7 protein-coding genes and 1 riboswitch are annotated in these 11,342 nt (G+C 43.2%); of the genes, 5 read left to right on the top strand and 2 right to left on the bottom strand.

Annotation, left to right across the window (positions count from 1 at the left end):
- Positions 1 to 123: 123 nt before the first annotated feature.
- A complete protein-coding gene (locus tag A0125_RS01355) occupies positions 124 to 1,431 on the bottom strand; it encodes a voltage-gated chloride channel family protein (RefSeq protein ID WP_082784841.1) in 1,308 nt (435 codons plus the stop codon).
- 29 nt (positions 1,432 to 1,460) lie between these two features.
- Positions 1,461 to 1,530, bottom strand: a riboswitch (Fluoride riboswitch).
- A gap of 267 nt (positions 1,531 to 1,797) precedes the next feature.
- On the opposite strand from A0125_RS01355, the gene A0125_RS01350 reads away from it, so the two are divergent.
- The 5 genes from A0125_RS01350 (at position 1,798) to A0125_RS01330 (ending at position 10,021) form a co-directional block, all read left to right on the top strand.
- On the top strand, positions 1,798 to 2,988 hold the full coding sequence (locus tag A0125_RS01350) for a FecR family protein (RefSeq protein ID WP_066751057.1): 1,191 nt from the start codon (positions 1,798 to 1,800) through the stop codon (positions 2,986 to 2,988).
- A 260-nt stretch (positions 2,989 to 3,248) separates the two neighbouring features.
- Positions 3,249 to 6,662, top strand: a complete 3,414-nt coding sequence (locus A0125_RS01345) for a TonB-dependent receptor (protein ID WP_082784889.1) — start codon at positions 3,249 to 3,251, stop codon at positions 6,660 to 6,662.
- A gap of 8 nt (positions 6,663 to 6,670) precedes the next feature.
- Complete coding sequence (locus A0125_RS01340) at positions 6,671 to 8,362, top strand: RagB/SusD family nutrient uptake outer membrane protein (protein WP_066752638.1); 1,692 nt, start codon at positions 6,671 to 6,673, stop codon at positions 8,360 to 8,362.
- A 19-nt stretch (positions 8,363 to 8,381) separates the two neighbouring features.
- Positions 8,382 to 9,212: a hypothetical protein gene (locus A0125_RS01335; RefSeq protein WP_066751054.1), complete on the top strand. Its 831-nt coding sequence runs from the start codon at positions 8,382 to 8,384 to the stop codon at positions 9,210 to 9,212.
- Positions 9,213 to 9,412: 200 nt separating this feature from the next.
- Positions 9,413 to 10,021 (top strand): RNA polymerase sigma factor, encoded by a 609-nt coding sequence (locus A0125_RS01330; protein ID WP_066751051.1) that lies wholly within the window; start codon positions 9,413 to 9,415, stop codon positions 10,019 to 10,021.
- Positions 10,022 to 10,122: 101 nt separating this feature from the next.
- On the opposite strand, the gene A0125_RS01325 is transcribed toward A0125_RS01330, so the two are convergent.
- A complete protein-coding gene (locus tag A0125_RS01325; protein WP_066751048.1) occupies positions 10,123 to 11,115 on the bottom strand; it encodes an SMP-30/gluconolactonase/LRE family protein in 993 nt (330 codons plus the stop codon).
- Positions 11,116 to 11,342: the final 227 nt, after the last annotated feature.

Genomic DNA, 11,342 nt, shown 5'->3' with positions numbered 1-11,342 from the left:
GTAGTATGTTTTTTAGGAAAACGACTGAGAAGTACAAAATGTTTGTAGATGCGTAAGCATTCAAACGTAAAGATTGCCTCCCAAAGCTGTATTTGTGAACAAAACACACATGCGTGTTACATTTCAGTCTTGACGAGATATGCTCTTTCCCGAATAATGGCTAAAACGTACGTGCTTGGGCTCACCTATTCTTTGTTTACTATAAATGCTGTTGTGCCCTGAGAAAAGATAAGATACCACACAGGCAATAGCGACATAAATACCGCAATTAGCACCAAAAAGCTCAATTCCCATAAGTATACAAGCCAACGGCGTATTTGTGGCTCCGGCAAAGACAGCGACAAATCCCATTCCCGCTAATAGCGCGACTGGCAAGGGAATTATGACGGACAAAGCGCTACCTAAAGCAGCTCCAATAAAGAATAGCGGAGTTACTTCGCCGCCCTTAAAGCCAGAGGCAAGCGTAATGATCGTAAAAGCCATCTTTATAGCAAAATCATACGGAGGTAATTGCTGCTCGAATGATTGCAAAATTGTAGGAATTCCCAACCCTAGAAATTTGGTAGTTCCGACGGCTAGTACAGCTAAAAGCACAATGATACCGCCAACAAACGGACGCATAGGCGCAAAAGCGATCCTACTTCTGAATTGACCCGCTGCCCAATGTATAATTTTGACAAACGTAGCCGCACAAATACCAAAAGCAATACCCGCAGCTACACTGTATAATAGCGCTAAAATATCAACATCTGGTATAAATTTTATAAAATACTGTGTATGCTTAGCCTGCCATAAATGAGTAATCCAATCAGCAAGAATGGCGGCTACAAAAGCGGGAAATATAGCCTTGTATCGCAGCTGCCCAATGAGAATTACCTCCAATGCAAAAACTGCTCCCGCTAATGGTGTTCCAAAAACAGAACCAAACCCCGCAGCTAAAGCTGAAATAATTAGCACAGATCGATCTTCCGATGAAAGTTTGAACGGCCTGCTGAACTGGTCTGCGATTGCTCCCGCCATCTGCAACGCCGTTCCTTCGCGCCCTGCCGATCCACCAAAAAAATGTGTCACAATCGTACCAATATACACCAAAGGTGCCATACGAAATGGGATTAGCTTTTGAGGCTTGTGGATGGTGTCTATCAAAAGATTATTCCCCGATTCGACATCTTTACCATAATAATGATACAGCAAGCCCACCAACAAACCTCCAATAGGAAGCAGCACAATAATCCATTGATGGCTCTCTCTAAAATGTGTCGCCCAATCCAGTGTGATTAGAAAACTTGCTGAAGCAGAACCAACAGCAAGCCCAATGGGCACACCAATGCAAAGCCATTTAATGAGGTAAGGAAATGCTGGAAATTTTCGAAAAAATGCAGTAGCAAAAAGAAATGCCTTTTGACGGTTAGAGCGCTGATGTTTTGACATAAGAATCCTGATAAAATATGGTATCGTAAATTTGATCAGGCGTCATCAGCTCTATTAAAGCGGTTAGATATAAGGAAGAACACCATTTCCTTTTCATTTTAGCAAAAATAGAAAAATATAATTCAACTTTGTCAATTCGCACCTATTTTCAGGATTCAAACAAACAGTATTTATACCATTACAAGTGGCAATAGGTATGCTAACAAAGCAGCCACGGATAAAAAAGATAGTAATCGTCCTCTAAATTTAATATCACATTAGCGTGCGGAGCTACTTGGCTTGCGCTAGGTATCAAAGAAAATTTAAAAAAGTTACTAAGGTTTTCCAGATGTAGTCGTTATAAGATCACTAACCCAAGGAAAACCTATGGATGCTACGGAAAAAATTGCCGAGCTTATTAAACGATATATCGAAGGAAGATTGACCATTGAAGAATCGGCAACGCTATCGCAATGGCGTAAGCGAAACAGTAGCAATGAATCTCTCTTTCAGAAGATTGTACAAAACGAACAATTCTATATCGATGCTATACAATGGATAGATTCGATGGAGAACGATTCTGAGCAAGCGTTACAGAAAATTAAACAGCGAACTTTAAAAAATATTCGTCCTCTTGAGCCTTCCTCATTGCCTCGAAAATTAAAATTTCGTCGAATTTATACTGCAACAGCAGCACTATGCTTGTGTATAGCGCTATTCGGATATTATCAGCTAAGAGATCAGTCTATATTTTCCAAAAAAATCGAAGCTGAAAGCATTCTCCCTGGCGGTAATAAAGCTGAACTTATCCTATCCGATGGACAAAAAATCAATCTACGAAGCGACAAAGATGGCATCGTACTCGACCAATCTTTAAGTTATTCTGATGGTACGCATTTGCTCAATCTCGATAGCGAAAAACTTGAACAAACAACCGCCAGCATCAACGTGCCGGCCGGAGGAAAATATCGAGTCACGCTGAGTGACGGCACTCATGTTCATCTTAATGCGCAATCTAAATTGACATATCCATTGCGATTTAATAGCACTAAAAGACAGGTTAGTATAGAAGGTGAAGCATATTTCGAGGTAGCACCACAATATATGGGGAACCAACGCATACCTTTTGAAGTAATCAGTAATTCACAAGTTATTCGAGTTTTGGGCACTAGTTTCAATGTATCTGCCTATACAGATGACACACAAACTAGCACGACATTGGTGGAAGGATCTATAGAAATCGAGAGTTCATCTGGCCGACTTTCACTACAACCCAATGAGCAAGCAGTCCTGCGGCAAGATCATATCGTAAAAAAACGCGTGGACGTAAATCAGTTTATAGCCTGGAAAGACAATAACTTTTTGTTCTTCGAAACGGAACTTCGTGACCTGATGAAACAAATCAGTCGTTGGTATAACCTTGAAGTGAGTTATCCAACGGCGCTGCCCGCCACCTATTTCTATGGTGAAATTACGCGTGAAAAGAATTTATCTGAAGTACTGCGCATATTGGAAAAGGCCGGAGTAAAATTTGAACTGACCAAGCGGAACAGCAAAGTTCGTCTTGAAGTCTACTAATAATAAACCTAATCTATAACACTATGAAAACATCTACTAAAAGCTATCCAACATAATGCGTACGGTGTGAGCAAAAAGAACCGAATCTGGATTCACACACCTCCGTTCGGCATACCTGTTCACATACCTAGAAAAGCATTACTGACCAAAATAACCCCTTATTCATCAACATGTAATTGTACAAAAATATGATTTTTATACAACAGGTCGACTATGCACATCGTGCAGCTAGATCTAAAATTAAACGTTGGGTAATCATTATGAAATTAACCATACTATTTATCGTTTTAAGCATCTTAAAACTCACTGCCAGCGGATTTGCACAGCCGATCTCCATCAAGGCGGTCAACACGCCGCTGGTCAACATCATGCAATCGGTGCAAAAGCAGAGCGGCATGCCATTCTTACTCAATGGCAAAGATATTGCGGCAGCAAAACTTACCGCCGACATCAAGAATGTACAGCTGGAAAAAGCCCTCAACTTGTTGTTCGTAGGACAACCGATTGCATGGGAAATCTCGGATGGCACCATTATCCTACGTCGGCAAGCAGCCGCGAACGCAAAAAATGCTGCCGCGCCCACTGCGCGGCAAGAGCGGAGGATCAGCGGAACTGTAACCGACGAGCGTGGCGTGCCTATCCAAGGCGCTTCCGTACAAGTTGTGGGAAGCAATGTAGGCACGAATACCGACGATCAGGGAAACTTTCAATTGGTGCTGCCGAGCGGCAACAGACCTGTACTGCGCGTGAGCTATATTGGTTTTCTAAGTACGGATATCAATGTTGGTGATCAGCAGACCTTGAACGTGACGCTCAAAGCAAGCTTAGGCGACCTCGATGAGGTTGTCGTGGTGGGTTATGGTACACAAAAGAAAAAATTGGTTACCGGTGCCACGGTGGAAATTAAGGGCGAAGATCTGGAAAGATTGAGTACACCCAACATTTTGGAAGCGATGCAAAGTCAATCGCCCGGCGTACAGATCACGCAAAACTCTGGTATGCCAGGCGAAAGTTTCAAAGTCACGATTCGGGGTTTAGGAACGATCAACAATTCATCGCCGCTCTACGTGATCGACGGGATTCCAGGTGGCGACATCAATGTTTTAAACCCATCGGATATCGAACGTATCGACGTATTGAAGGATGCCGCATCTGCTGCGATTTATGGTTCGCGGGCTGCCAATGGCGTCGTGCTCGTTACTACAAAGCAAGGTCGCGAAGGCAAACTTGCGTTGCATCTGGATAGTTATTTTGGCTTTCAAAATGTGTATAAAATGCCTTCCTTGCTGACCGCAAAAGAGTACATGGCAATCCAAGATGAGCGCCGTTTTAACGAAGGTGCGGCTCCTTTTAATTGGGCACAGCTAATTCCTAACCAATACGAGCAAATCATGAATGGTAGCTGGAACGGCACCGATTGGATGAAAGAAATCCAAAATGAAAATGCCTTACTGCAGAACACATCGCTCAATATGATGGGAGGCAATGAGCAATCGCGCTTCTCGATGGGCTATTCGCATACGCATCGTGATGGTATTCTTGGTGCGCCAGTACAGCCCGATTTTCAGCGCCAAACTGCTCGTATCAACTCCGAACACATCTTATTGAAAAATGATGAGTTTGACATCGTCAAATTTGGTGAAAACCTCAACTATGCGTACACAAAACGTTCGGGAATCGGTATCGGCAATATTTATTGGAACGACATCCACAATATGTTGGTGGGCAATCCACTGCTACCGATTCGCAATGCGGATGGTGGCTACTATGATCAGGCCAGCAAAGTTGCCGATGGCTGGGTGTTCGATGGTGCTACTGCCAATCCGGTTGCAGACATGGATTATCGACGCGGACAAAACCTCAGCAAGAACCACGCCTTATCAGTCAATGCTTATCTTGAAGTACAACCTATTAAAGACTTGGTATTCCGCTCCAGCTTTGGTTATCGGCTAACGGCTTCGTCCTACCGACAATACACTCCTGCTTTCGAATTATCAACGACAACTGTCAATGCGATAGATGATATTTCTCAAAATCAAGGATTGGGATACAAATATCTGTGGGAAAACACGTTGAGTTATAGGCTTCATCCTTTTAAGGATCACCAGCTTGATGTCGTCGTCGGACAGTCCCTCGAAAAGAACGGACTAGGAGAAGATGTCGGTGCTGCAACGGCAAACTCCTCTTTCCCCGGACAATGGGACAAAGCTTGGCTGAGCAATGGACAAGGTTATGATGGATTTGTACCAACGGTGAACGGCGCGCACTGGCCGCAGTTCAATATCGCTTCCTACTTCGGGCGTTTGAATTACAATATCAACGAAACCTATTTAGCATCTTTCGTCTTACGCGCAGATGGTTCATCTAATTTTGCACCTGGGCATCGTTGGGGTTATTTCCCTTCGGCTTCTGCGGGCTGGGTAGCCAGTAATGAGGCATTTTTACAAGATCAATCTTGGTTAAATTTCTTGAAGTTTCGCGGAAGTTGGGGCCAGAATGGTAATGCAGACATTCTTCCATTCCAATACTTAGCAACGGTAGCTATCGATGCAAAAAACGGATATTACTTTGGCAATAGCAAAAGTACGTTATTGCGTGGAGCTTATCCTGAAATCCTACCCAACCCTGATGTAAGCTGGGAAACGTCGGAGCAATTGAACATTGGTTTTGATTCCCGCTTTGCGAATAATAGATTAGCTGTGGTCTTCGATTGGTATCGCAAATCCACGATCAACTGGTTGGTGCAGGCACCTATTCTAGCCATCTATGGTACACAAGCACCTTTTATAAATGGCGGCGACATCGTGAACAAAGGTTTTGAAATGGGCTTAAACTGGAATGACACCAAAGGTGAATTCCGCTACGGCATTGGTATTAATGGCGCGTACAACAAAAATGAAGTAACGCGAATTGCGAACAATGAGGGCATCATTCATGGTAATCCAGATGTATTGAGTCAAGGTACAAAAGAAATGTACCGCGCTCAGGTGGGCTATCCAATCGGCTATTTCTACGGTTTCAAAACGGATGGAATCTTCCAGACGCAGGAGCAGATCAATGCTGTTCGTGCATCCGGCCATGGCGTACTTCCAGGCGCGCAGCCCGGCGATGTATTCTTTCGTGATACGAATGGCGATGGCGCTATTACCGACGATGACCGGGTGATGATCGGTAATCCGCATCCGGCGTTTAGCGGCGGGCTAAACCTAACATTTGGGTACAAAGGCATTGATCTTGCCGTGACGGCTATTGGTTCATTTGGCCACCAAATTGCCAAATCTTACCGTTCCTTCGCGGATAGTCCCTTGCAAAATTACACCACGGAGATTTTTGGCAGATGGCACGGCGAAGGCACCTCCAATCGTTTGCCTCGCTTAACTAGCGGAAGCCATACCAACAATCAGTATATCTCCGATATATATATTGAGAATGGTGATTTTGTTAAGATCCAAAACATCACATTGGGCTATGACCTAAAGCAGATTTGGAAAAATGCACCATTTAGCCAAACACGTATTTATGCTACGGTACAAAACTTATTCACCTTCACCAATTATAGCGGTATGGATCCTGAGATTGGCTATGGATACGATCAGCCTTGGGTCAACGGTATTGACTTAGGTTTTTACCCACAACCACGCACGATAATGTTTGGAATGAACCTTAAATTCTAATGAAAGACATGAAAAAGATACTACTTATCTTATTTGCAGCGGGCACTTTAAGCTCCTGCGATAAGTTTCTAGATACGGAAAGCTACGATAAAAAGAATACCGGAAACTTTCCAGTCACGGTTGCCGATGCCAATAGTATGCTTACGGGCATCTACTCTAGCTTGAATGCCGCGATCTCCAATGTACAGAATACGCACTTCTATATGGCAGAACTCGCCTCCGACGATCGCTTCGGTGGTGGTGGCGAAAATGACCGCGACATGCAAGCTTTAGATCACCTAATGAATACGCAGCCAGATCGTTTTCTGACTTTCTGGACCGCACGTTATCAAGGTATCTTCCGCGCAAATACTGCCTTGGAAACATTGGATCAAGTAGAGGGCTGGACGAATGAAGCGCAGAAAAATCAGGTTTTGGGAGAAGTATATTTCCTGCGCGCACTTTATTATTTCGAGCTATCACAACTCTTTGGAGAAGTACCTTTGGTAACGAGCACGTCGGTATCTAACTTACCAAAAGCGCCAGCAGATGAAACGTATGCGCTAATCGCTGATGATTTGCAAAACGCCATCAACCTAATGCCAGCCAGTCCTTATACGAGTGTAGCGTCGGGGCATGCTACAAAATGGGCTGCTCAAGCACTACTAGCGCGCGTTTATCTCTTCTACACAGGCTATTACAACAAAACTGAATTGCCTGTAGCTTCAGGAGGCAGTATCAGCAAAGCGCAGGTAATACAAGGATTAGAAGAGTGTATATCCAATAGTGGGCATGATTTGGTAGCCGATTTCCGCAATTTATGGCCTTATTCTAATGAGTTTACAAAAAAAGATTACCCATATGCCCAGGATAACAACCTAAGCTATGCAGGCGATGGCAATAAGGAAACCGTTTTTGCGGTTAAATTTGGTACGCTTGTAGACTGGGGAGATCAATACATGTTGGGATATTCCAACCAATTCAATCTGCACTTTAGCTTGCGCTCTAATAATGGACAAGCAGGTACATTTCCATTCGGACAAGGATGGGGAGCCGGCCCGGTAAATAGCAGTTTGTGGAACGATTGGCGACAAGCAGAGCCAACCGACGTACGTCGGGTAGGATCAATCATTAACGCAGATACCGATCTAGATAGTTATATCTATGGCGCCGATAATCAGATGGAAGAAACTGGCTTTTGGCAAAAGAAATACATTGCCGTTACCGCATACGATGAAGGCAGGTTTATACCTTCATATGCTATTTTGGCTGACGCAGCAGCAGCAGAATATCAATTGGCACATACCCAAGATTTAGTTTTGATCCGCTTTGCCGATGTGCTTTTGATGCACGCCGAGCTTTCTGAAACCAACACCAACCTCAATCGGGTGCGCGCGCGCGCCAATCTTGCTCCAGTAGGCTATTCGTTAGCCGCGCTCAAGCGAGAACGCCGATGGGAATTAGCATTTGAAGGATTGCGATATTTCGATTTGATGCGTTGGCAAGAAGCGGCCACAGCACTTGGTCGTCAAGAAGGTGTACCGATCCGTAATAAAGGAATCGATACACAAATGCGTGGCTTTGGTGGTGGCTATGCGGCTCGTTACGAAGCGACAGGTGGTTTTTGGCCTATCCCGATCTCGCAGATCGCACTATCTGATGGTGTTTTGACGCAGAACAAAGGTTGGGGTGAGTCCACACATGAATTTCCAGGTTGGTAATCTTTAAGAAATATACATTATGAAAAAATTCTGGTATACACTCTGTATTAGTCTTACTCTACTAACTGTAGGCTGTGAGGCTATTGAAGACAGAATGGAATTAGGCTCGGCCATCAGCGCCGAACAGCTACAGCTAACCGCAACACCGGTAATCGTTGACGGTAAAAAAAGTAACAAAGTCGTATTGGATAATAAAAGTCCGGTACTCTCCTCTTGGGACTATGGTGTAGGATTGACGCAGCGGAAAACCGACACCGTATTATTGGTTTCTACGGGCGACAATGAGATTATTTTTACGGGGCTGAATCCCGATGGAAGTAAAATCACCAAATCTTTGCAAGTTTCAGTCGATGAGTTAACCTTTCCTGTTCCGTTAGAATGGGGATTTCTAACGGCTGGTTCGGAGAAAAATTGGGTTTGGGACGATACGAAGCCAGCAGTATGGGGTAATGGTGGTTATATGGGCAACTCCGCTCCGGCCTGGTGGACTTTAAAAGAAGCCGATATAAATGGGCAAGCCGCTGGAGAAGGTGTAGGTGCTAAGATGGAATTCGCCTTACGTGGCGCCAAACTCACCAAAATAAAGTCCACTGGTGAGCAGGAAGTTGGATCATTCTCCTTCGATATGACCAAGAAAATAGTACTCGATGATGGTACAACTTGGGCGAAAGGTAAACTAATAACCAAAGGAGTTACTGTACTTTGTGGTAAATCACCAAATGAAAACAATGCACCTATTTATGAGTACGATATCTTAATTATCAATGATTCAGAGATGATACTAAGTTATCCAGAGCCCGGAGTCGGCGCCTGGGGTACCGCTTGGTTTTGGGTATTTAGAGCCGAGTAAGCCATACTGATCATATTACATAGCAACGCCTGATCTTCGGATCAGGCGTTTACTATCTGATAGTCCTGCCAAATATTGCGTTATGGATCAAAAACATCGCTATAAATAAATCACAAGGAGTACTTTTAATTCTATACAATTTGCAGTAGCTTTATATATTAACCAATGTAGCATGTACATGCTATAAACCAGCTACCTATATGAATAAGTTTGACAAACAGATTTCTGATTTGCAAAGTGGCATGGAGCCGGCATTGTGTTTCTTTATGGATCAGTATGCGAATGCGCTAAGATTCTTTGCTTTCAAACTGATCAAGGATAAAGAAGCAAGTGCAGAGATCGTATCAGACTCATTTGTGAAACTTTGGAATAGACGCACATCCTTTCAGTCGACGGATCAGTTAAAATCTTTTTTGTATCTGGTGACCAAAAATGCCTGTCTTGACCATCTTAAGCAATGCAGAAACAAATATGCACATGATGATACATTTTTGATTAATGTCGAAGCATCCAATACGGACATACTGGAAAACATGATTTATAACGAGCTGGTGGAATTGGTTGTCCTCGAAATAAAAAAATTACCCAAGCAGCAAGCTCAGGTCTTTCAACTAGCTATCCTCGAAGGTAAAAATACGCAGGAGATCTGCGATGAATTACAAACTACCGCAAACACAGTCTATTTTGCTCGTTCGAAGGCAGTTGCTGCCCTAAAAAAAGCTTTCGAACAGAAGAAGATATCGGAATATTATATTTCCATGTTCGCTGCGATCCTACAAACAAATTTTTTCCTATTCTGCTCTTATTAAGCTACGGGTGTTGCGTCCAACTGATTTTAAATCGTGCAGTATAGTAACCCCTCACCAAGGCATTTCGTTACATAATCATTTTACGCACCTTGCATCATAAGCTAATTATGAAGTTTTACCCGAAGCAAATAGTTGGAAGCGGTGATATATAACCAATTATCATCACCAAAAGCGCAGTTTGCGGTCGGGACACCTGTAAAGATGCGTCCTAAAAGTTTTCCATCTTTATTAAGCACGACAATGCCTTTGGCAGCCCCCACAAAAATATTGCCTTTAGAATCTACTTTAAAACCATCGGGTCCTGGCCCGTCTTTCGCAAACTGTTTGCTGAAATCAAATAAAACCTTTCCTGGTCCGGTGATCTTACCTTCGGATAACGTATAAGCTAGCAGATGTGGTTTTTGTGAATCACTTAAGCTCACGTACAATATTGACTCATCGGGAGACAATGCGATCCCATTGGGTTTCTGGACTTCATTAATAATCTGGTCTACGCTACCATCCGCAGATATTTTGTAGACTCCATCTGCAGCGATCTCTCGATTATTGGTGTCTGCTTCTCGATCTGGTAATCCATATGGTGGATCCGTAAAAAAATAACTGCCATCGCTGTGTTGGCAAATATCATTGGGCGAGTTAAAGCGTTTATCTTGCCATGAATCTGCGATAGTAACCTTTCCGCCCTTGGCTAAAGACATACGAGAGATTCGCCGATCGCCATGCTCACAGGCTACTAGCTCGCCGTCGTGATTAATCAGCAAACCATTCGATCCAGGCTCATCACTATAAGGATGTAATCCGGTATATCCAGATGGCGAAAGAAATAATTGGAAACCTCCTTCAGTACTCCATTTATAAATAGTATTTCTTGTGGGATCACTACATAGCAAGAATTTATGCTCGGATACCCAGACCGGCCCTTCTGCCCATCGCAGACTATCCGACAAAATTTCTATCGACTGATTAGGAGATACAATTTGTTCAAACGTTGAATCATAAATTTCTATTTTGCCTAAGGTCGGTATCGTTTGGCTATTTACGATAGGCACTAAGAAAACTGTACATAGTATCAATAAGAATCTGTTACATATCATCGATAAAGGGCATTGATTATCTTACTACAAGCAAGAATTATGCTAAGTATTCCATTTTGGACCATGTAAGCCGCATTTGCAATACCGCCATTATCCTACAGCTTAAAAATCACAATTACGCCAAGCTTTTTGCAATGCATAAGAAATCCTCTTAAAAGTTGGGCTTTTAAGAGGATTAAATTGTCAATTGTATCTGCTGATACACCTTTGATACTAACGAATGTTAG

This window comes from Sphingobacterium populi (assembly GCF_001586775.1).
GTDB classification, from domain to species: Bacteria; Bacteroidota; Bacteroidia; order Sphingobacteriales; family Sphingobacteriaceae; genus Sphingobacterium; species Sphingobacterium populi.
The sequence above is the reverse complement of the archived record's forward strand: the minus strand, read 5'-3'. Positions and strand labels throughout refer to the sequence as shown.